Source organism: Kitasatospora terrestris (assembly GCF_039542905.1).
GTDB classification, from domain to species: Bacteria; Actinomycetota; Actinomycetes; order Streptomycetales; family Streptomycetaceae; genus Kitasatospora; species Kitasatospora terrestris.
Map to the genome: position 1 here is coordinate 2,836,929 of NZ_BAABIS010000001.1, position 20,893 is coordinate 2,857,821.

Annotated in this window: 19 protein-coding genes and 2 tRNA genes; 1 reads left to right on the forward strand and 20 read right to left on the reverse strand. The window is 73.3% G+C overall.

Annotation, left to right across the window (positions count from 1 at the left end; translation table 11 throughout):
• Positions 1-22 precede the first annotated feature (22 nt).
• The 8 genes from ABEB06_RS13065 to ABEB06_RS13100 all read right to left on the reverse strand — a co-directional run bounded on the left by ABEB06_RS13065 (position 23) and on the right by ABEB06_RS13100 (position 4,284).
• Positions 23-95, reverse strand: a tRNA-Ala gene (locus ABEB06_RS13065).
• Positions 96-136: 41 nt separating this feature from the next.
• Positions 137-209: transfer RNA gene (locus ABEB06_RS13070), tRNA-Ala, on the reverse strand.
• Positions 210-314: 105 nt separating this feature from the next.
• A complete protein-coding gene (locus ABEB06_RS13075) occupies positions 315-962 on the reverse strand; it encodes a histidine phosphatase family protein (RefSeq protein WP_345701828.1) in 648 nt (215 codons plus the stop codon).
• Positions 959-1,411 (reverse strand): ribosome silencing factor, encoded by a 453-nt coding sequence (gene rsfS, locus ABEB06_RS13080; protein WP_345697028.1) that lies wholly within the window; start codon positions 1,409-1,411, stop codon positions 959-961. Before rsfS ends, ABEB06_RS13075 begins: the two co-directional genes overlap by 4 nt.
• Before the next feature lie 54 nt (positions 1,412-1,465).
• Complete coding sequence (locus ABEB06_RS13085; protein ID WP_345697029.1) at positions 1,466-3,142, reverse strand: LCP family protein; 1,677 nt, start codon at positions 3,140-3,142, stop codon at positions 1,466-1,468.
• A 16-nt stretch (positions 3,143-3,158) separates the two neighbouring features.
• Positions 3,159-3,782, reverse strand: coding sequence for a nicotinate-nucleotide adenylyltransferase (gene nadD, locus ABEB06_RS13090; RefSeq protein WP_345697030.1), 624 nt, complete (start codon positions 3,780-3,782; stop codon positions 3,159-3,161).
• 74 nt (positions 3,783-3,856) lie between these two features.
• Complete coding sequence (locus ABEB06_RS13095) at positions 3,857-4,012, reverse strand: hypothetical protein (protein WP_345697031.1); 156 nt, start codon at positions 4,010-4,012, stop codon at positions 3,857-3,859.
• Between the two features lie 125 nt (positions 4,013-4,137).
• Positions 4,138-4,284 (reverse strand): hypothetical protein, encoded by a 147-nt coding sequence (locus ABEB06_RS13100; RefSeq protein WP_345697032.1) that lies wholly within the window; start codon positions 4,282-4,284, stop codon positions 4,138-4,140.
• Positions 4,285-4,479: 195 nt separating this feature from the next.
• On the opposite strand from ABEB06_RS13100, the gene ABEB06_RS13105 reads away from it, so the two are divergent.
• Complete coding sequence (locus ABEB06_RS13105) at positions 4,480-5,541, forward strand: M48 family metallopeptidase (RefSeq protein ID WP_345697033.1); 1,062 nt, start codon at positions 4,480-4,482, stop codon at positions 5,539-5,541.
• A 6-nt stretch (positions 5,542-5,547) separates the two neighbouring features.
• Here ABEB06_RS13105 and ABEB06_RS13110 read toward each other — a convergent pair whose 3' ends face one another.
• The 12 genes from ABEB06_RS13110 to ABEB06_RS13165 form a co-directional block, all read right to left on the reverse strand.
• Positions 5,548-6,606: an SCO2583 family membrane protein gene (locus ABEB06_RS13110; protein ID WP_345697034.1), complete on the reverse strand. Its 1,059-nt coding sequence runs from the start codon at positions 6,604-6,606 to the stop codon at positions 5,548-5,550.
• 90 nt (positions 6,607-6,696) lie between these two features.
• Complete coding sequence (locus ABEB06_RS13115) at positions 6,697-7,284, reverse strand: SCO2584 family spore wall biosynthesis protein (protein WP_345697035.1); 588 nt, start codon at positions 7,282-7,284, stop codon at positions 6,697-6,699.
• Between the two features lie 114 nt (positions 7,285-7,398).
• A complete protein-coding gene (locus ABEB06_RS13120) occupies positions 7,399-8,703 on the reverse strand; it encodes a glutamate-5-semialdehyde dehydrogenase (protein ID WP_345697036.1) in 1,305 nt (434 codons plus the stop codon).
• A gap of 62 nt (positions 8,704-8,765) precedes the next feature.
• Entirely contained in the window at positions 8,766-9,287 is a 522-nt protein-coding gene (locus ABEB06_RS13125; RefSeq protein ID WP_345697037.1) for a hypothetical protein, read from the reverse strand.
• A 74-nt stretch (positions 9,288-9,361) separates the two neighbouring features.
• Positions 9,362-10,498, reverse strand: coding sequence for a glutamate 5-kinase (gene proB / locus ABEB06_RS13130; protein WP_345697038.1), 1,137 nt, complete (start codon positions 10,496-10,498; stop codon positions 9,362-9,364).
• A gap of 104 nt (positions 10,499-10,602) precedes the next feature.
• Entirely contained in the window at positions 10,603-12,075 is a 1,473-nt protein-coding gene (gene obgE, locus ABEB06_RS13135; protein ID WP_345697039.1) for a GTPase ObgE, read from the reverse strand.
• A gap of 101 nt (positions 12,076-12,176) precedes the next feature.
• Positions 12,177-12,434 carry a 50S ribosomal protein L27 gene (rpmA, locus tag ABEB06_RS13140; protein ID WP_345697040.1) on the reverse strand — a complete coding sequence of 86 codons (258 nt, stop codon included), beginning with the start codon at positions 12,432-12,434 and terminating at the stop codon, positions 12,177-12,179.
• A 14-nt stretch (positions 12,435-12,448) separates the two neighbouring features.
• Positions 12,449-12,766, reverse strand: coding sequence for a 50S ribosomal protein L21 (gene rplU / locus ABEB06_RS13145; protein ID WP_345697041.1), 318 nt, complete (start codon positions 12,764-12,766; stop codon positions 12,449-12,451).
• Positions 12,767-12,983: 217 nt separating this feature from the next.
• Entirely contained in the window at positions 12,984-16,337 is a 3,354-nt protein-coding gene (locus ABEB06_RS13150; RefSeq protein ID WP_345697042.1) for an Rne/Rng family ribonuclease, read from the reverse strand.
• Positions 16,338-16,687: 350 nt separating this feature from the next.
• Complete coding sequence (locus ABEB06_RS13155; protein ID WP_345697043.1) at positions 16,688-17,452, reverse strand: TIGR03936 family radical SAM-associated protein; 765 nt, start codon at positions 17,450-17,452, stop codon at positions 16,688-16,690.
• Between the two features lie 151 nt (positions 17,453-17,603).
• Entirely contained in the window at positions 17,604-18,851 is a 1,248-nt protein-coding gene (locus ABEB06_RS13160) for a hypothetical protein (RefSeq protein ID WP_345697044.1), read from the reverse strand.
• An 81-nt stretch (positions 18,852-18,932) separates the two neighbouring features.
• Entirely contained in the window at positions 18,933-20,861 is a 1,929-nt protein-coding gene (locus ABEB06_RS13165) for a TIGR03960 family B12-binding radical SAM protein (protein WP_345697045.1), read from the reverse strand.
• Positions 20,862-20,893 lie beyond the last annotated feature (32 nt).

The window sequence follows — 20,893 nt, forward strand, 5'->3', positions numbered from 1 at the left end:
GACGGCGGCTTTCACGAGACTGTGGAGCTATGGAGAATCGAACTCCAGACCTATTGCATGCCATGCAATCGCTCTACCAACTGAGCTATAGCCCCGCGACACTGACGACCGACCACTCGCGACCATCGGTGCGGAGTGGAGCTATGGAGAATCGAACTCCAGACCTATTGCATGCCATGCAATCGCTCTACCAACTGAGCTATAGCCCCGCAGCCTCGCGATTTCGGCTTACCTTCCGGTCCGCGTCCCTCGCTGGCAACGAGGAAGACTCTAGCTGGTCAGAGCCGGAACTGTGAAATCGCGTCCCGGCTGCGTCAGGTCTCGTCGCCGATGACCGGCTGCGGCAGGGTGCCGGCGTTGTGCTCCAGCAACCGCCAGCCGCGCGCGCCCTGGCCCATCACCGACCAGCAGCAGTTCGACAGGCCGCCGAACCGCTCCCACTGGGCCGGCTCCATGTCGAGCAGCCGCCCGATCATGGTGCGGATGGTGCCGCCGTGGCTGACCACCACGACGGTGCCGTTGTCGGGCAGCTTGTCGACCGCGTCCAGCACCACCGGCACCGCGCGGTCGGCCACCTCGGTGGCCAGCTCGCCGCCGCCGCGCCGGACCGGCTCACCGCGCGACCAGGCCTCGTACTCCTCCGGGTAGCGGGCCCGGATCTCGGAGTTGGTCAGCCCCTGCCACTCGCCCGCGTAGGTCTCCCGCAGGCCCTCGTGGTGGTCCACCTCCAGCCCGGTGAGCCGCGCCAGCTCGGCGGCGGTGCGCCGGGCCCGCTGGAGGTCGGAGGAGATCAGCAGGTCCGGCTTGAGCGCGGCGAGCAGCCGGGCCGCCCGCTGCGCCTGGAAGACGCCCTGGTCGGTCAGCGCGATGTCGGTCGTCCCCTGGAACCGGGACTCCAGGTTCCAGGAGGTCTGGCCGTGCCGCCAGAAGACGATCCGCGGCCCGGCCGCGCCGCGGCTCAGTGGTCGGCCCCGAAGTCGTCGGCGGGGGCCACGGCGTTGCCCGCGGTGTCGGTGACGGCGTTCTCCGGGCGGTTGCGGGTGGCCATCGCGTCCTCCGGGATCGGCAGCTCGGGGCAGTCCTTCCAGAGCCGGTCGAGGGAGTAGAAGGAGCGCTCCTCGGAGTGCTGGACGTGGACCACGATGTCCAGGTAGTCCAGCAGGATCCAGCGGCCCTCGCGCTCACCCTCCCGGCGGACCGGCTTGGTGTCCAGCTTCTCGCGCAGCTGGTCCTCGATCTCCTCGGCGATCGCGCGGACCTGGCGGTCGTTGGCGGCCGAGGCGATCACGAAGGCGTCGGTGATCGACAGCACCTCGCTGACGTCGAAGGCGATGATGTCGTGGGCCAGCTTGTCGGCCGCCGCCTGGGCGGCGACGGTGATGAGTTCCTGGCTACGGTCGGTGACGGTCACGATGCTCTTCCGGCTCGGCAGATCGGGGGTACGCCTTCCAGGATCTCACGCCCGTCACGGCGTTTTCGGCACCTGGTAGTCCTTGCCCACCACCAGCACCAGATCCGCGTTCTGCGCGTCGGTGACCTTCTTCACCGCGGTCTCCGGCAGTCCGAGGCTGACGGCCAGCGACTTCGCGGCCGCCTGCTTGGCGTCGTCGGCGTAGCGGATCTCCGAAGCGGCCTGTACGGCGGGCGCCTTGCTGGCGGGCAGCGCGTCCAGACCGGCGTTCTGCACCTGGACGCCGGCCGAGGTCCCGGCCGCGTCGCTGCCGGAGGCGTTGACGACCGCCACCCGGGTGGAACCGCCGGTGCCCTTGGCGTTCTGCACCACGCCGCCGAGGATCTCCTTCACCTGGGCGCCGGCCGTGGCCTCGTCCAGGGTGCCGTCCGGCCGGGTCTTCAGCGTGCTGGTGGCGACCTTGCCGTCCTTGGCCAGCTGCGCGAGCTGCGCCAGCACGCCGGCCAGCGCGCTCTCCGGCAGCGAGGGGTCGGCCACCGAGTTCATCCGGTGCACGTCGTCGGTGGCCGAGGCCAGGTCGGTCGGCATGGTCCGGATCACCGCCTCCAGCACCTGCCCGAACCGGGCCAGCTGGGCGTCCCGGGTCTCCCCCGGGTTCTGCAGGGTGGCGTACGCCACGGAGGCCACACCGCTCAGCAGCACCTGCTTGCCCGGCTGGGCGAGCACCTTGCCGTCGGCCTTGTTGTTCTCCCGGACCGTGGCGTTGACGTCCACCTTGACCCCGCCCAGCTGCGCGACCAGCAGCTGCAGGAACGGGGTGTCCAGCCGCCAGGTGCCGTCCACCTTGGCGCCGAGCACCGTGCCCAGGCCGTCGCGGGTGGCGGAGGCGCCGACCGCGTCCAGCGACTGGCCGACCGTGGTGGTCGCCGAGTCGCCGTTGCTCGGCAGCTTCAGCGTGTCGGGCAGCAGCAGCACCGAGCCCTTGCGGCCCGACTCGTCGTCGACCAGCAGGGCGGTGGTGACCTTGCCGGTCAGGTCGCGCAGGTGGACCACGTTCACCGCACGGCCGCCGGCCGCCTTCGCCGCGGTCTCCTCGCGGTTCCACCACAGGTAGCCGCCGACGCCGCCGCCGACCAGCGCCAGCGCCACCGCGGCGCCGATCAGCCGGTTGCGCAGCCGGCGCCGGCGCTCGGCCCGCACCTCGCTGCGCGACTCGGCGAACTTCAGCCAGTCGATGGCGTCCTGGGACTCCTCCGTCACCTCGTCGACGAAGGTGAACTCCCCGGTGGTGTACGAGTCCGCCGACGCACGGGCGGCCCGGCTGCCGCCGACCCGCTCGGAGGGGCCCTCGTCCACGACCGGCTCCGGCTCGGCCTGCCGGGGCCGCGGCGCCCGCACCGGCGGAGCGGCGGCGGGCGGCGGCGCGACCGGCTGCACGGACTGCGGCTGCGCGACCGGCTGCACCGGCTGCGGCTGGTAGTACTCCTGCTGCGGGTACGGCTGCTGGTAGTACTCCTGCGGCTGCTGCGGGTGGACCGGCCGCCCGTACTGGTCGTACTGCGGCTGGTCGTACTGCTGCTGCTCGTACTGCTGCTGCTGCGGGTAGTACGGGTCCTGCTGCTGCGGGTAGACCGGCCGGCCGTACTGGTCGTACTGCGGCTGCTGCTGGTGGTACGGGTCCTGCGGGTACTGCTGCCCCTGCTGTCCGTACCAGCCCTGGTCCTCGGTCACGCCGTCCCCCTCGGAATCAGGGCTGGGCCGGCGCGTACAGCGCCCGCTTGTGGATGTATCGGACCACGCCGTCCGGCACCAGGTACCAGATCGGCTCACCCTTGGCGACGCGCACCCGGCAGTCGGTGGAGGAGATGGCGAGCGCCGGGACCTCGACCAGCGAGACCCCGCCGACCGGCAGTCCGGTGTCGGAGAGAGTATGGCCCGGCCGGGTGCAGCCGATGAAGTGCGCGAGGTCGAAGAGCTCCTCGGAGGAACGCCACGAGATGATCTGCGCGAGCGCGTCGGCGCCGGTGATGAAGAAGAGCTCCGCGTCCGGGTGCAGCGCGCGCAGCTCCCGGAGGGTGTCCACGGTGTAGGTGGCGCCGCCCCGGTCGATGTCGATCCGGCTGACCGAGAACTGCGGGTTCTCCGCGGTGGCGATGACCGTCATCAGGTAGCGGTCCTCGGCGGGCGAGACCCGCCGCTCGGACTTCTGCCACGGCTGGCCGGTCGGGACGAAGATCACCTCGTCCAGGTGGAAGGCGCTGGCCACCTCGCTGGCGGCCACCAGGTGCCCGTGGTGGATCGGGTCGAAGGTGCCGCCCATCACACCCAGGCGCCGCTTCGCCGTCGATCCGGATCCGGCCTGCTCTCTCATGGCGCCACACCTTACGCGACCCGGATGACCGCAGGGAAAGCCCCGCACGGCTGCGGGGCCCTCCGCCGCCGGGCTCAGCGGTCGCGGTTGAAGCGGGTGGTGATGAAGAGCAGCAGCAGGAGGATGAACAGCGCCGCACCACCGGTCAGGTACGGGTTGAGGCTGTCGTGGTTGCCGCCCTCGGACCCCTCGGCGATCTTGTTGAGGGCAGTCAGTGCAACAGTGCTCATGCTCGGCAGGACCTTCTCGGCTCGGCGGGACCAGTCGTGCGGGCCACGGCGGCCTGCGCGCTCATCGTACGGGGGCGCTCACCGCAACCGCTCGGCGGCCCACCGCGTCTGACGCTGGATGGGACTCAGTTGTTCTTCCCGGCCCTGACCAGGATCCAGGCGAGCAGCCCGACGCCCACGAAGGAGGCGATCAGGACGATCCGCAGGAACAGGCCGGGGCCCGCCTCGGTCGAGATCGGTCCGGCGAGGTGGACCAGGTCGGCAGCAGACATCGGGGCGCTCCTTGTTCGTACGGCACAGCCAGGGTAGCCGCGCTTACGGCCCGCCCCGGCCGAACCCCCGGCGGGTTACGGTGGCTCGCGGGGACGAGTACGCACGCACGGGCGTTGAAGCCAGCAGTTGAAGCCAACAGCAGCGGGGGCCGGCCGCACGGCCGGTGCCGGCATCGACCAGGAGGTACTCAGCAGATGACCGACACGACCAAGGGCACGGGCGCGGGCACGCCGAGCCGCCGCCGGCAGCGCTTCCCGGAGATCTCCACCCGCGCCTGGGAGCACCCCGCCGACCGCTCGGCGCTGGTGGCCCTGCGCAAGCTCAGCGGCTTCGACGAGATCCTCAAGAAGCTGGCCGGCCTGGTCTCCGAGCGCAGCGTCCGCCTGATGTTCCTGGCCACCGCGGTGAAGACCTCCGAGCGGCAGTTCCCCGAGCTGTACGACATGGTCCGGGACGCGGCCTACCTGCTCGACCTGGAGAAGGTCCCGGACCTGTACGTCACCCAGGACCCGACCGTCAACGCCATGTGCATCGGCATGGACACCCCGGTCATCGTGGTCACCAGCGGCCTGGTCGAGCTGCTCGACGAGGAGGAGCTGCGCGCGGTGATCGGCCACGAGGTCGGCCACGCGATGTCCGGCCACGCGGTGTACCGGACGATGCTGCTGATCCTCACCAACTTCGCCGCCCGGATCGCCTGGATCCCGCTCGGCAACCTGGCGGTCATGGCGCTGATCACCGCGCTCAAGGAGTGGTTCCGCAAGGCCGAGCTCTCCTGCGACCGGGCCGGCCTGCTCGCCGGGCAGGACCTGCAGGCCTCGATGCGCGGCCTGATGAAGCTGGCCGGCGGCCACAACCTGGCCGAGATGAACGTGGACGCCTTCCTGGAGCAGGCCGAGGAGTACGAGAAGGCGGGCGACCTGCGCGACGGCGTGCTCAAGCTGCTCCAGGTGCTGCCGCAGACCCACCCGTTCGCGGTGGTCCGGGTGGCCCAGCTGAAGAAGTGGGCGGAGAGCGAGGAGTACCGCTCGATCCTGGCCGGCGCCTACCCGCGCCGCGGCGACGACCCGGACACCTCGGTCGGTGCCCAGTGGAAGGCCGCCGCCGACTCCTACTCGCAGTCGGTGAAGGAGTCCAAGGACCCGCTGATGGGCCTGCTGCGCGACGTCGCGGGCGGTGTCGGCACGGTCGGCGAGAAGCTCCGCGACACCTTCAACAACGCGGCCGCCGCCGGGCGGCAGCGCGACGGGGAGTGACCCGGCTCAGCCGGTCCTGAGCACGCCGCACAGCTGCCAGCTGTGCGCCGCGTGGTCACCCGGGTCGACGGCGGGCGGCGCCGGGACGGTCACGCCCGCCGCGGTGGCCAGCACCGGCTGCAGGTAGCCGGAGAGCACCGCGCCGCACGCCGTCGGCCCGGCCTGGGTCACCGCGTCCACCAGCCGCAGCTGCCCGGAGCCCAGGTCGGTCCGGTCGAACTCGAAGCGCAGCTCCCGGCGCACCCAGTACAGGCTGACCGAGGAGTCGTCGGTGGTGCCGGCCGGGCGCAGCGCGTAGACGAAGGTGTGGTCGGTGGTGATCTCCAGGGTGCTGTTGTCCGCCTCGGCGATCTCCGCCGCACCCCGCACCCGCACCGACTCGTCGGCGAGCGCCACCTGCCCGGGGTCGAAGCGCACCAGCCAGCCGGTGGCGGTGTGGTGCTGGTCGTCCCGCGGGTGGTCGACGCTGTCCTCGTACTGCGCCTGCTCACCCGGGGTGACCAGCGACCGGACCGCCCCGGTCTCGCTGCGGGCCACCGTGGCGGGCGCCAGCGCGGAGGCGGTCAGGTAGCGCTGGACGGTCTCCAGCGCCCGGGTCACCTCGGAGCGGGTGAAGTGCGTGGTCGGCGTGGCCGGCGGGATGCCGAAGCCCGCGGCCCCCACCCCGTAGCCGGTCAGCGGCGCGAACGGGTCCTTGGGGTCGGCGACCGCGGTGACCGCGCCCGCCGGCGCCAGCGCCACCACGGCGGCGGTCAGCTGGTTCCCGGACGGCGGGGTCGCCTGCCGGCGGGGGGAACTGATCCCGAAGTACACGGCTGCGGCGAACGCCATCACCACCAGCAGCATCAGGGCGACGGCCTGCCGGGGCAGCGAGCCCAGCGGCCCGAGCCCGACCCGCGGCTTGGTGGCACGCGGATGCCCGGCACCCAGGCGCTCCCGCGCCGAGAGCTCCTGGATCCGCGCAGCCCGGACGAACGATTCGTCGAAGACGACGGACCGGAACTCGTCCTCGTTGCCGGAACCGCCCTCGGGCGTACCCTCGGGAGGTTCGAGCGGGTCACCCATGACACCAGGGTAGACGCGGGCCCCGCCGGGCACGAGAGGACCGGCGCGACAGTTCGGCGACGCGCCGTGACCGGGCGGGGAAACCCCGGCTCAGCTGCCCGGCACCGCCGCCAGCACCGGCACCGGCGCGACCGACGGCGAGGGCCCCGGGGACGCCCCGGTGGTGCTCGTCCCGCTCTCCGGCCGCCGCGGCGGCTCGCCCGCCCCGCCGACCCCGCGGTAGACCGCCGCCACCGCGACCGCCACCACGCTGACGCCCATCACCAGCGCCAGCACCCAGGCCACCGGCCGGTGCCAGCGCTGCTGCGCCACCTGCCGGCCGTGCCCGGCCGCCAGCGGGTCGAAGCCGACCCTGCCCCAGCGGGACCGCCGGCGGGCCCGGTCGCGGCCGGACCACGGATCCGGGAAGTACCGGTCGTCGTCCAGACCCTCCGGGTGCGGACGCAGCTCCAGCGGCAGACCCTCGCCGGAGATCGTCAGCTCATAGCCCCGGCCCGGCCCGGCGTCCGGCTCGAACCGCGCCTCGGCGGCGGCCAGCTGCCGCTCCCGGGCGCTCGGCTCGTGCACGGCGGCGGAACGGACGAAGGCCTCGTCGAAGACCACGGTGGCGAACTCGTCGTCCGCACCACCGTGGTCGGCGCCGTCGGAGTACGGCGAGCCCCCCACATCCTCAGCCACGGATTCAGCGTATTACCGGGCGGACGATTTGTCTGTGGCTCCCCGCAGTTGCTCCGTCACCCGGGTGCACCGATTGGGCCGTTCAGCACCCGTACGGCACCCGGGCGGAGCCGGTCAGCCCCCGACGGTCTGCGTCGCCTCACCGCGGACATGGCCGTCACCAGTCACGATGTACTTGGTCGAGGTCAGCTCCGGCAGGCCCATCGGGCCGCGCGCGTGCAGCTTCTGGGTGGAGATCCCGATCTCCGCGCCGAAACCGAACTCACCCCCGTCGGTGAACCGGGTCGAGGCGTTGACCGCGACCGTCGTCGAGTCCACCAGTTGCGTGAAGCGGCGCGCCGCCGCCTGCGAGGTGGTCACGATCGCCTCGGTGTGCCCCGAGGTCCAGCGCCGGATGTGCGCCACCGCCTCGTCCAGCGAGGGCACCACGGCCGCGGCGATGTCGTACGACAGGTACTCCGCCGCCCAGTCCTCGTCCGTCGCCGGCACCACCGTCGCCCCGGTGCCCTCGGCCGCCTTCAGCACCGCGTCGTCGCCGTGCACCGTCACACCCGCCCCGGCCAGCGCGGCGAGCGCCTGCGGCAGGAACGCGTCCGCGACGTCCTGGTGGACCAGCAGCGTCTCGGCGGCGTTGCACACGCTGACCCGCTGCGCCTTGGAGTTCAGCAGGATGCCGACCGCCATCGCCAGGTCCGCCTGCGCGTCCACGTACACGTGGCAGTTGCCGGTGCCGGTCTCGATCACCGGGACGGTGGAACCCTCCACCACGGTGCGGATCAGCGAGGCGCCGCCGCGCGGGATCAGCACGTCCACCAGGCCGCGGGCCCGCATCAGCTCCTGCACCGAGTCCCGGCTCTCGCCCGGCACCAGCTGCACCGCGTCGGCCGGCACGCCCGCGGAGGCCACCGCGGCGCGCACCACCTCCACCAGCGCGGTGTTCGACCGGTACGCCGAGGCCGAGCCGCGCAGCAGCACCGCGTTGCCCGACTTCAGGCAGAGCGCCGCCGCGTCGACCGTCACGTTCGGGCGGGCCTCGTAGATGATCCCGACCACGCCGAGCGGCACCCGCACCTGGCGCACGTCCAGCCCGTTGGGCAGCGTGTACCCGCGGATCACCTCGCCGACCGGGTCGGGCAGGCCGACCACCTTGCGGACGTCGTCGGCGATGGCCGCGATCCGCTCCTCGTCCAGGGTCAGCCGGTCGATCACCGACTCCGCGGTGCCCGCCTCGCGGGCCCGCGCCACGTCCTCGGCGTTCGCCGCGGTGATCTCCGCCGCCCGCGCCACCAGCGCGTCGGCGATCGCCACCAGTGCGGCGTCCTTGACACTGCGCGGCAGCGGGGCGAGCACGGCGGCCGCCTCCCGGGCACGGCGCGCGGTGGCGAGGACGGGGCTGTCGGCAACGGAGAGATCGCTCATGCGGCAAGGGTAGCGAGTGCGCCCCCGCGGGCCGCCAACCGTTTCAGCAGACGGTCACCCGGTCAGTACGGCTGGACGCTGCCCAGTTGCGGGGGCGGGTCGCCGAAGCCCTCCGCGACGCGCTGGTGGTAGGTGGCCCGGTCGACCACCTCCAGGCCGACGATCTCCCACGGCGGGAGGTTGGCCGAGGCCTTGTGCTCGCCCCACAGCCGCAGCGCGATCGCCGCCGCGTCGTGCAGGTCGCGCGCCTCCTCCCAGTAGCGGATCTCCGCGTGGTCGGCCGCGTAGCGCGCGGTCAGGAAGAACGAGTGGTCGTGCGCCAGCCGCTCCAGCCCCGCCCGCAGCTCGGCGAGCGGCGTCACCCGCCCGGCGACGCTGAGCACCACGTGCCACAGCCGCCCCTGCTCGCGCTCCGCCCCCTCGTCGTCGGGCCCGTCCGCCCGTGCCTCGGACGGCCGGGCGGCGCGCTCCCGGACCGCGCCGCCGTCCCGCTCGGCGGCGGACCGGCCGCCGGTGATGCTGGTGAGCCGTCGCTGACCGACGGCTGCCCGCTCGGGCAGTGCTTCCTCCCGCCTGCGTCCCACCGGCGGCCTCCTGTTCAGCGGTGTCGCGTCCACGGGCCCGAACGGCCCGCCCGTAGCCACCCCCGTCGGCCCCGTCAGCCGCGCAGGACGACCAGGTCGTCCCGGTGCACGACCTCGCGCTCGTACGCGGCGCCGAGCTCCTGGGCGAGTTCCCGGGTGGAGCGGCCGAGCAGCCGGGGCAGCTCCCTCGCATCAAAGTTGACCAGCCCGCGGGCGACGATGTGACCGTTTTCGCCAAGAAGGTCGACGGGATCGCCCGCGGCGAAGTCCCCGTCCACCTTGGTCACCCCGGCGGGCAGCAGCGACGCGCCACCGTGCAGCACGGCCGCCACCGCGCCGTCGTCCAGGGTCAGCGCGCCGCGCGGGGTGGACGCGTGCTCCAGCCAGAGCAGCCGGTCCGCGGAGCGGCTGCCGGTGCGCCGGAACAGGGTGCCGGTCCGGCGCCCGGCCAGCGCGTCGGCGGCGTGGCTGGCGGCGGTCAGCACCACCGGGATGCCGGCGCCGGTCGCGATCCGGGCCGCCTCGACCTTGGTGACCATGCCGCCGGTGCCGACGCCCGCCTTGCCGGCGCTGCCGATCTCCACGTGCGCGATGTCCTCGGGGCCGCCCACCAGGTCGATCCTGCTGGTGCCGGGCTTGCTCGGGTCGCCGTCGTACAGGCCGTCCACGTCGGACAGCAGCACCAGCAGGTCGGCGCGGACCAGGTGGGCCACCAGCGCGGCCAGCCGGTCGTTGTCACCGAACCTGATTTCGGCGGTGGCGACCGTGTCGTTCTCGTTGACGATCGGCACCGCGCCCATCGTCAGCAGCTGGTCCAGCGTGCGGTACGCGTTGCGGTAGTGCGCCCGCCGGCTGGCGTCCTCGGCGGTCAGCAGCACCTGGCCGACCCGCAGGCCGTAGCGCGCGAACGAGGCGGTGTACCGGGCCACCAGCAGGCCCTGGCCGACGCTCGCCGCCGCCTGCTGCCGGGCCAGGTCGCTGGGGCGCCTGTCCAGCCCGAGCGGGGCCAGGCCGGCCGCGATGGCTCCGGAGGAGACCAGCACCACCTCGGGTGCGTCCGGCCGGTTGCGCACCTTGGCGAGGGTGTCCACCAGCGCGTCCACCCGGTCGGCGTCCAGGCCGCCGGCCGCGGTGGTGAGCGAGGAGGAGCCGACCTTGACGACGATCCGCCGAGCCGCGAGGACTTCCTCCCGCAGTGTCTGATCCGCCATCAGCTGTGACCCTTCGCACGACGTTGCACGGGGGCAATCTACGCGATGCGAAGGGTCACCAGGGACGGTGTTCCGGTGGGCGAACGGTCGGCCGCCCGTTCCGGTCAGTCCTCGTCGTCGCCCTCGATGGCCTCGCGGCCGGAGCTGAGCGCCTCGAAGGCGAGGTACTCGCGCTCCGCGGCGTCGCGGCCCTTCTGCTTCTCGCGGCGGCGGTCGACCGCCGGCCGGGGGTTCTCGAAGCGGTGGTCCTCGCCGCGGCGGCCGAGCATCTCCGCGCCGGCGGCCATGGTCGGCTCCCAGTCGAAGACCACGGCGTTCTCGTCGGGGCCGATGATGACGGTGTCACCCTCCTGCGCGCCGACCTTCCACAGCTTCTCCTCGACGCCGAGGCGGGCGAGCCGGTCGGCGAGGTAGCCGACGGCCTCGTCGTTGGAGAAGTCGGTCTGGCGCACCCAGCGCTCCGGCTTGGAGCCGCGGATGCGGTACGCGCCGTCCTCCTCCTCGATGGTGAACCCGGCGTCGTCGACGGCGGTCGGCCGGATGACGATCCGGGTGGACTCCTCGACCGGCTTGGCGGCGCGGGCCTGGGAGACGATCTCGGCGAGCGCGAAGCTCAGCTCGCGCAGGCCCTTGTGGGCGAGCGCGGAGACCTCGAAGACGCGGTAGCCGCGCTCCTCCAGCGAGGCCCGGGTCAGGTCGGCGATGTCCTGGCCGTCCGGCACGTCGATCTTGTTGAGGGCGACCAGTCGCGGCCGGTCCTCCAGGCCGCCGTACTGGGCGAGTTCGTCCTCGATGGTCTCCAGGTCGGTGAGCGGGTCGCGGCCCGGCTCCAGGGTGGCGCAGTCCAGGACGTGCACCAGCACCTCGCAGCGCTCCACGTGCCGCAGGAACTCCAGGCCGAGGCCCTTGCCCTGGCTGGCGCCGGGGATCAGGCCGGGCACGTCGGCGATCGTGTAGACGGTCGAACCGGCGGTCACCACACCGAGGTTGGGGATCAGGGTGGTGAACGGGTAGTCGGCGATCTTCGGCTTCGCGGCGGACAGCACGGAGATCAGCGAGGACTTGCCGGCGCTCGGGTAGCCCACCAGGGCGACGTCGGCGACGGACTTGAGCTCCATCACGATGTCGCCGGCCTCGCCGGGCTCGCCGAGCAGGGCGAAGCCGGGGGCCTTGCGGCGGGCGGAGGCGAGCGCCGCGTTGCCGAGGCCGCCGCGGCCGCCCTGGGCTGCGACGAAGCTGGTGCCGTGGCCGACCAGGTCGGCGAGCACGTTGCCCTTGCGGTCGAGCACCACGGTGCCGTCCGGCACCGGCAGGACCAGGTCGGCGCCTTCCGCGCCGGTCCGGTGGCCGCCCGCGCCGGGCTTGCCGTTGCCGGCCTTGCGCTTGGGCGAGTGGTGGTACTCGAGCAGGGTGGTGACCTGGGAGTCGACGGTCAGGATGACGCTGCCGCCACTGCCGCCGTTGCCCCCGTCGGGGCCGCCGAGCGGCTTGAACTTCTCCCGGTGCACGGAGGCACAGCCGTGGCCTCCGTTACCCGCGGCGACGTGCAGCTCGACGCGGTCCACGAAGGTGGTCATGGGGGTGCCTCCAGTGCGAAGAAAGGGTGGGTCCTGCTGGTAAAGCATGAAGGGTGAGCCGGATCATTCCGGCCCACCCTTCACAGCGAGTCTGTAGGGACTCAGGCCTCGACGGCCACGATGTTGACGACCTTGCGGCCGCGGCGGGTGCCGAACTCCACGGCACCGGCGGTCAGCGCGAACAGGGTGTCGTCGCCGCCACGGCCGACGTTGGCGCCCGGGTGGAAGTGGGTGCCACGCTGGCGGACGATGATCTCGCCGGCGCTGACGACCTGGCCGCCGAAGCGCTTCACGCCGAGGCGCTGGGCGTTCGAGTCACGGCCGTTGCGGGTAGAGCTTGCGCCCTTCTTGTGTGCCATTTCTCGTTATCCCCTTACTTGCTGACCGAGTCGATGCTGGTGATGCGCACCGCGGTGTGCTTCTGGCGGTGGCCCTGACGGCGGCGGTAGCCCGTCTTGTTCTTGTAGCGGAGGATGACGATCTTGTCGCCCTTGGTCTGGTCGACCACCTCGGCGTGAGCCTTCACGCCGCCGAGCACCCACGGGTCGGAGGTGACGGCGTCACCGTCGACGACCAGGATGGTCGACAGCTCGACCGAGTCACCCGGCTTGGCGTCAATACGGTCGATCTCCAGCACGTCGCCGACGGCGACCTTGTGCTGGCGGCCGCCTGCGCGAACGATCGCGTACATGCGGTACCCACTTTCCTACTCGGTCGGAACTCCGGATGCCAGCCGCCTGGGTACGGACACAGGGGCCTCCCCCACACCACCGGTGCGGGAGGTGAGGTGCTCTGGAGCTGTGGCGTAGACACGCCGAGGGTCAAGAATACGGACCGGCCACCCCTGGGGCAAACCGGGCCCTACCCGGTGCGGGGCGGACTCGCAAGCCCGCCCCGCACCAGGGGCGTTACTCGGCGGCGCCGTCACCTTCGGCGGCCGCGGCCTTCTTGGCCGCCGCGCTCGTCCGCTTGGTGGCGGTCTTGCGGGCGGTGGTCTTCTTGGCGGCGGTGGTCTTCTTCGCCGCCACGGTCTTCTTCGCCGCGGTCTTGCGGGTGGCCCGCTTCTTCGGCGCGGGCGCCTCCTCCTCGACCTCGGCACCGGCCTCGGTCCCGGCGGCGTCCGGCTCTTCCGCGACGGGGAGCTCCTCGGCGACCGCCACGGCCTCCGGCTCGGCCTCGGCCCGCTCGGCGGGGACCGCCTCGGCGGCGGTCAGCGCGGCCTGCAGGGCGGCCTCGGCGCGGTTCTGCAGCACCACGATCTCGGCCTCGCCGGGCGCACCCGCCGGAGCGGTCGCCTTGCGCACGGCCCGCCGGCGCGGACGCCCGGCCGGCGCCGCCGGAGCGGCCTCGACCACGGTCTCCACGACGGCCTCGGCCTCGGCCTCGACCGGCTCCGCGGCGACGGCGCCCAGCTGCTCGGCGGCCTCCTCGACCGCCTCCACGGCGGCCTCGACCGCCTCCACGGCCTCCGCGAGCTCCTCGACCTCGGTCTCGACCGTCACGGCCTCGGACTCGGCCTGCGCGGCCCCGCCCTTGCCCCGACGGCGGCGCTTGGAGCCGCCGGCGCCCTCACCGGCCGTCGCGGCCTGGCCGCCGCCCGCGTGGACGTGCGGCTGGTCCATGTGGACGATCACGCCGCGGCCGTTGCAGTGCACGCACGGCTCGGAGAAGGACTCCAGCAGGCCCTGGCCGACCCGCTTGCGGGTCATCTGGACCAGGCCCAGCGAGGTGACCTCGGCCACCTGGTGCTTGGTGCGGTCGCGGCCCAGGCACTCCAGCAGGCGGCGGAGCACCAGGTCGCGGTTGGACTCGAGCACCATGTCGATGAAGTCGATCACGATGATGCCGCCGAGGTCGCGCAGCCGCAGCTGGCGGACGATCTCCTCGGCCGCCTCGATGTTGTTGCGGGTGACGGTCTCCTCGAGGTTTCCGCCCTGGCCGACGAACTTGCCGGTGTTGACGTCGACCACGACCATCGCCTCGGTCCGGTCGATCACCAGCGAGCCGCCCGAGGGCAGCCAGACCTTGCGGTCCAGCGCCTTCATCAGCTGCTCGTCGATCCGGTACGTGGCGAACACGTCCACGTCCGAAGTCCACTTCTGCAGCCGCTCGGTGAGGTCCGGGGCCACGTTGGACACGTACTCGTGGATGGTGCTCCAGGCGTCGGCGCCGGAGACGATGACCTTGGTGAAGTCCTCGTTGAAGATGTCGCGGACGACCCGGACGGTCATGTCCGGCTCGCCGTAGAGCAGCGCCGGGGCGTTGCCGCTCGCGGCCTTCTTCTGGATCTCCTCCCACTGCGCCTGCAGGCGCTGCACGTCGCGGGTGAGCTCGTCCTCGCTGGCGCCCTCGGCGGCGGTGCGCACGATGACGCCCGCGTCGTCCGGGACGATCTTCTTGAGGATCTGCTTCAGGCGGGCGCGCTCGTTCTCCGGCAGCTTGCGGGAGATGCCGGTCATCGAGCCCTCGGGCACGTAGACCAGGTAGCGGCCGGGGAGGGAGATCTGGCTGGTCAGGCGGGCGCCCTTGTGGCCGATCGGGTCCTTGGAGACCTGGACCAGCACGGACTGGCCGGACTTCAGCACCGACTCGATCCGGCGCGGTCCGCCGTGGCCCATCGCGCCGAAGTTGACCTCACCGGCGTACAGCACCGCGTTGCGGCCCTTGCCGATGTCGACGAAGGCGGCCTCCATCGACGGCAGCACGTTCTGGACCTTGCCCAGGTAGACGTTGCCGACGTACGAGGTGGCCTGCTCCTTGTTGACGTAGTGCTCGACCAGCACGCCGTCCTCGAGCACGCCGATCTGGGTGCGGGCGCCGTTCTGGCGGACCACCATCACCCGCTCGACCGACTCGCGGCGGGCCAGGAACTCGGCCTCGGTGATGATCGGCACCCGGCGGCGGCCCAGCTCGCGGCCCTCGCGGCGGCGCTGCTTCTTGGCCTCCAGGCGGGTGGAGCCCTTGATGGACTGCACCTCGTCCGGGTCGAACGCGGGCTCGGTGGAGCGGCGGCGCGGCTCGCGCACCTTCACCACCGTGCGGACGCCGTCCTCGGTGGTCTCCACCGGCTCGGCGGCACCCTCGCCGCTGCGGCGGCGACGGCGACGACGGCGGCGCGAGGAGGACAGGCCGGCGGCCAGGTCGTCCTCGTCGCCCTCGTCCTCGTCGGTCTCGGGCTCCTCGGCGGCCTCCGCGTCGGCAGGGCCGGCGGCCTCGGCCTCGACGGCCTCCGGCTCCTCGGCCTCACCGCGGCGGCGGCGACGGCCACCACGACGGCGGCGGCGGGACGGACGGCCGTCCTCCCACTCGTCCTCGGCCTCCGGGCCGGCCGCGGCGGGCGCCTCGACCTCCTCGGGCTCCTCGACGGGCGCCTGGACGGCGACCGGCTCGGGCTTCGGCCGGGACTTGGGCTGCACCCGGACCGCGGTGCGGACCCGGCGACGGCGGCCGACGCCGCTGTACTCGAACTCCTCGTCCTGCTCCGCCTCCGGCTCCGGCTCCGGCTGGGCGGCGGCCTTCACCGGCGCGGTCTTGGCGGCGGCGGGCTTGGCGGGTGCGGTGAACGGCGCGGGCTCCTGGAAGACCGGCGCCTGGAAGATCGCGGTGGACGGGCGCACGGCCCGGCGGCGGACCCGGCCGGTGGGCTCGGGCGCCGGCTCGGCGACGGCCTCCTCGACCGCCTCCGGCTCGTCGGCCTCCTCCTCGGCGGCCTCGGCCTCGACGGCCACCGGCTCCGGCTGCGGCTCCGCGACGGCGGTCTCCGGCTCGGCGGCCGGGGACTGCGCGGGGGCGGTGGCGCGCTTGCGGGTACGGCGGGCGCGGGCCGGCTTCTCCTCGGCCTCGGCCGGCGCCTCCGCGGGGGCCTCGACCGGCTCCGCGACGGCCTGCGGCTCGACGACGGCCCCGGCCGGCGCCTCGGCGGCCGGCGACTGCTCGGCGGCGGTGGCGCGCTTGCGGGTACGGCGGGCGCGGACCGGCTTCTCCTCGGCCTCGGCAGGCGCCTCGACGGCGGCCTCGGCCGGGGCGGCGGGCTCCTCGACCGCGGCAGCGGTCTCCGGCGCACCGGCCGGCGCCTCGGCACGCTTGCGGGTGCGCCGGGCGCGGACCGGCTTCTCGGCGGCCTCGGCGGCCGCGCCCTGCGGCGCGCCGGCGGGCCGGGACACGGCCCGGCGGCGGCGGCGCGGCGGAGCGGCGGAGGTACCGCCGTCGGCATCGTTGGTGTGGTCGCCCGCAGCGGACTGCGGTTCGGTGTTCTCGAGCATGCGGGTGGATCTCCCGTCAGGCCCCCGGGCTCCGCATCCAGGCACGGCTCGGCACGGTCGATCCGGTCGGCCTCAGTGAGGGCGGGCCGACTCGTCCGGTGCCGCCGCGCGGACGCGAGGCCGCACAGGGGCTCGTAGTCTCGCTCGGCGCCCCGCGGGGTGCGGGGTGTCGAAAGTCTTCTGGTCTGACCAGTCTTCTAGTTGTCAAGGCCGGGCCGCTGGGGGCTCGGACCGCGCGACGGCGCTCGCTCCCCTGGGGAGCCGCGGGGGCCGGGGAGCCGCAGGCCCGGAAAGTTCGGGCCTGCGCTCCCGCCCACTCGGCGGACGGCAGATGCGCGCGGCTGGCGGCCCTACTGGCCGGCCGGGGCCGCGGCGCGGTCGAGCGCCAGCGGGTCGGTCACCGTGCCGGACTCCTCGTCGAGCGGCCCCTGCGCCAGCCTGGTCACCTCAGCGGGGACCGGCGGCGCCAGGTCGGCCGTCGCACGGAGACCGGACAAAACGTCGTCGGGTCGTACGGCAGGTGTGGCATGTCGTACTACCAGCCGCAGTATCGCACAGGGAGTGGCCGTCCGAACATCACTGCCACTCTCCGTGCCGGTGTCGTTACCATTCCCCACCTGCGCGGAGTCAACCTCGAACGCGGCGACCGCGCCACGGGCGTCGAAGGTGCGCAGCCCGTTCTTGGTCATCCGCTGGACCTCGACGGTCTCGGCGGCCAGGAAGGCCGCCACCGCGGCGGCCGCCTCGGCGGGCTCCACGCCGGCCAGGCGCAGCTGCCACTCGGACGCCTCCAGGCGCTCGACGAAGTTGGCGGTGCGGACCTCGACGGCCTCGGTGATGTCCAGGCCGGGCGGCAGCGACTCGTCGAGCTGCTTGCGCAGCAGCTCCGGGTCGCGGTGCGCGGCGAGGCCGATCTCCAGGTACTCGGCCTCGCTGGCCACACCGGTCGGAGCGGCGTTGGCGTACGAGACCTTCGGGTGCGGGGTGAAGCCCGCCGAGTAGGCCATCGGGACGCTCGAGCGGCGGAGCGCACGCTCGAACGCCCGCTGGAAGTCGCGGTGGCTGGTGAAGCGCAGACGGCCTCGCTTGGTGTAGCGGAGACGGATCCGCTGCACCGTCGGCGCGGGCGGCGGACCGTCGGGCGTGCGGCGTGCCAGGGCGCTCAGTCCTTAGTCAGTTGTCCCGCCGGCCTCGCACAACTGGCTCCGGCCGGACTCTGTCACGTCAAAGGGTACGCGCCCGCAACCCCCGCCCGCGCCGCCCGGCTCAGCCGGACAGCCCACCGCGGACGTCCCGCAGCGCCTTGCGGACCGCGTCCCGGACCGCCAGGCGCACCGCGCGCAGCTCCGCCCTGGCCGGCCACCACACCTCGCGGCGCAGCCACCGGCAGGGCCGCAGGACCGCGGCCCGCCACAGCCGGCCGGCCACCCGCCACGCCCAGCGCAGCACCCGGCCCAGCAGCCGCAGCGGCGGGTGCAGCACCCGGCGCCACAGCGGCAGCAGCAGCCACCGGTACGCGGCGGACAGCGGGACGGCCACCAGGTGGTGCCAGAGCGCCGGAACGGCCGTCAGCGCCAGCCACCGCAGGGCGTGCCCGAGCGGCGTGAGCACGTACCGGTACAGCGCCCGCAGGGGCAGCACCAGCAGGTACCGCGTCAGCCACCGCAGCGGCACCACCAGCAGGTACCGGACCGCCAGCGGGACGCCCGGGGCCAGCAGCCACCGCAGCGCGCGGCCGACCGGGGTCAGCACGTGGCGGTACAGGGCCCGGGCGGGGACGACCAGCAGGTGGCGGAGCAGCGCGGAGCCGCCGCCGAGCAGCAGCCGGCGCAGCGCGTGGCCGACGGGCGTCAGCACCCGGCGGTGGAACCGGCCGGCGGCCCGCCCGAGCGCGAGCAGGCCGAGTCCGGCCCGGCGCAGCGGGGTGAGCAGCAGGTACCGGCCGAGCAGGGCGAGCCCGAGGCCGAGGCCGCCGGCCACCCACCGCAGGCCGTGGCCGACCGGGGTGAGCACGGCCCGGTACGACCAGGCCAGCGGCAGGGCGACCAGGTGGCGCCCGCACCACGCCAGCACCCGGCCGAGACCGGAGAGCAGCCACCACAGCACCCGCCCCACGGGCACCAGCACGTGGCGGGCCAGGGCCACCGGGAGCCGCACCAGCAAGGCGGTCGCCAGCCACCGCAGGCCGTGGCCGACCGGGGTGAGCACGGACCGGTACGACCAGGCCGCCGGCGCGGCCATCAGGTGGCGCCAGCACCACGCCAGCACCCGGCCGAGCGCCCGGGCGGCGGGCGCCAGGACGTGGCGGCCGACGGCGGCGAGCGGACGGACCACCAGGTGTTCGACGACGGCGGCGAGGCCGCGGCCGGTGGCCCTGGCGGCGGCCACCAGCAGCTCCCACCCGAAGCGGACGGGCACCACGACGGTCAGCGCCACCACCCGGGCGGTCCAGCGCACCGCGACGGTGAGCGCGGTGTCCCCCGCAGCCGGTGGCGGCGGCTTCTCCAGTTGCACCACAGCATGTCCCCCGATCGTGCCGACGGCCCTGTCCCCAGCGAGAACGCCGGGGAAGGGCCGTCAGGTTGCGCTGCGGGATTACGAGTTGACCACGGTCAGCGGCAGCAGCTTCTTGCCGGTGGGGCCGATTTGAATGGTCGTATCCATCTGCGGACAGACGCCGCAGTCGAAGCACGGGGTCCAGCGGCAGTCCTCGACCTCGACCTCCTCCAGGGCGTCCTGCCAGTCCTCCCAGAGCCAGTCCTTGTCGAGGCCGCTGTCCAGGTGGTCCCAGGGCAGCACCTCCTCGTAGGTGCGCTCGCGGGTGGTGTACCAGTCGACGTCGACGCCGGTGCCGGCCAGGCCCTTCTCGGCGCAGGCCATCCAGCGGTCGTAGGAGAAGTACTCGCGCCAGCCGTCGAAGCGGCCGCCGTCCTCGTACACGGCGCGGATGACGGCGCCGATCCGGCGGTCGCCGCGGGAGAGCAGGCCCTCGACGATGCCGGGCTTGCCGTCGTGGTAGCGGAAGCCGATGTTCTTGCCGAACTTGCGGTCGCCGCGGATCGAGTCGCGCAGCTTGGCCAGCCGCTCGTCGGTGGCCTCGGCGGACAGCTGCGGGGCCCACTGGAACGGGGTGTGCGGCTTGGGCACGAACCCGCCGATGGAGACGGTGCAGCGGATGTCGTTGGTGCCGGTCACCTCGCGGCCCTTGGCGATGACGTTCTTCGCCATGGTGCCGATCTGCAGCACGTCCTCGTCGGTCTCGGTGGGCAGGCCGCACATGAAGTACAGCTTCACCTGGCGCCAGCCGTTGCCGTAGGCGGCGCCGACCGTGTTGATGAGGTCCTCCTCGGACACCATCTTGTTGATGACCTTGCGGATCCGCTCGGAGCCGCCCTCGGGGGCGAAGGTCAGTCCGGAGCGGCGGCCGTTGCGGGACAGCTCGTTGGCCAGGTCGATGTTGAAGGCGTCGACCCGGGTGGAGGGCAGCGACAGGCCGACCTTGTCCTCGGCGTAGCGGTCCGCGAGGCCCTTGGTGATGTCGGCGATCTCGGAGTGGTCGGCGGAGGAGAGCGAGAGCAGGCCGACCTCCTCGAAGCCGGTGGCCTTCAGGCCCTTCTCCACCATCTCGCCGATGCCGGTGATGCTTCGCTCCCGGACGGGACGCGTGATCATGCCGGCCTGGCAGAAGCGGCAGCCGCGGGTGCAGCCGCGGAAGATCTCCACCGACATCCGCTCGTGGACGGTCTCGGCGAGCGGGACGAGCGGCTGCTTCGGGTAGGGCCACTCGTCGAGGTCCATCACGGTGTGCTTGGAGACCCGCCACGGCACGCCGGGGCGGTTCGGCACGACGCGGCCGATCCGGCCGTCGGGCAGGTACTCGACGTCGTAGAACCGCGGGATGTACACGCCGCCGGTCTTCGCCAGGCGCAGCAGCAGCTCGTCGCGGCCGCCGGGGCGGCCCTCGGCCTTCCAGGCGCGGACGATCTCGGTGATGTCCAGGACGGCCTGCTCGCCGTCGCCGATCACGGCGGCGTCGATGAAGTCGGCGATCGGCTCGGGGTTGAACGCGGCGTGGCCGCCGGCCAGCACGACCGGGTGGTCGACGGTGCGGTCCTTCGCCTCCAGCGGGATGCCCGCGAGGTCGAGCGCGGTCAGCATGTTGGTGTAGCCGAGCTCGGTGGAGAAGGAGAGCCCGAACACGTCGAAGGCGGCGACCGGGCGGTGCGCGTCCACCGTGAACTGCGGGACGCCGTGCTCGCGCATCAGCGCCTCGAGGTCGGGCCAGACGCTGTAGGTGCGCTCGGCGAGCACGCCCTCGCGCTCGTTCAGCACCTCGTAGAGGATCATGGTGCCCTGGTTGGGCAGACCCACCTCGTAGGCGTCCGGGTACATCAGCGCCCAGCGGACGTCACAGGCGTCCCAGTCCTTGACGGTCGAGTTGAGCTCGCCACCTACGTACTGGATCGGCTTCTGGACGTGCGGGAGGAGGGCCTCCAGGCGTGGGAAGACCGATTCGACAGTCATGCGCAAGGACCTTTTCGGAGAAAACAGGTGAC